This window comes from Tessaracoccus sp. ZS01, assembly GCF_022342445.1.
Lineage (GTDB): Bacteria > Actinomycetota > Actinomycetes > Propionibacteriales > Propionibacteriaceae > Arachnia.
Genome location: NZ_PQFE01000037.1, coordinates 1 through 398 on the forward strand (window position 1 = coordinate 1; position 398 = coordinate 398).

Here is a 398-nt window from a genome sequence, read left to right on the forward strand (position 1 = left end):
TTGAGAAGGGCATCGCGCCGAAGTTCTTCCGCTAAAGTCATCAGTTCCTCTCCTTGTTGAGGCACTCGTTGTGCCAGACCATGTACTAATGTTCGTACATCCTGTGCTTCACCTACCAGCGCCATGTAGTTTATCAACATGCGTATTTGCTGTCCGCTCATCTGCCCCAGAATCATTAAGCGGGATAACTTATCTAACAGCGTTGTCATATCCCGTTGACGGATATGCTTCTGTACCAGCGTAAAGGCGGCCATGCTGCGGTGTTGCATGATTTCGTCATCAGGAATTAGCGTAATATCAACCAGCGGAAAAGCATGAAAATAGGGATCGCGTGCAATGTCCGGATCCGGAAAACCATCGAGCCAGTTTGTTGACCATGGATATGGGCTACGCTTTCC

General features: G+C 48.7%; 1 protein-coding gene. It reads right to left on the reverse strand.

Features of this window, described 5'->3' with window-relative positions; translation table 11 throughout:
* Positions 1-398, reverse strand: a 398-nt coding sequence (locus C3E87_RS14475; protein ID WP_198928333.1) for an Rpn family recombination-promoting nuclease/putative transposase, incomplete at both ends; no start/stop codon positions are given.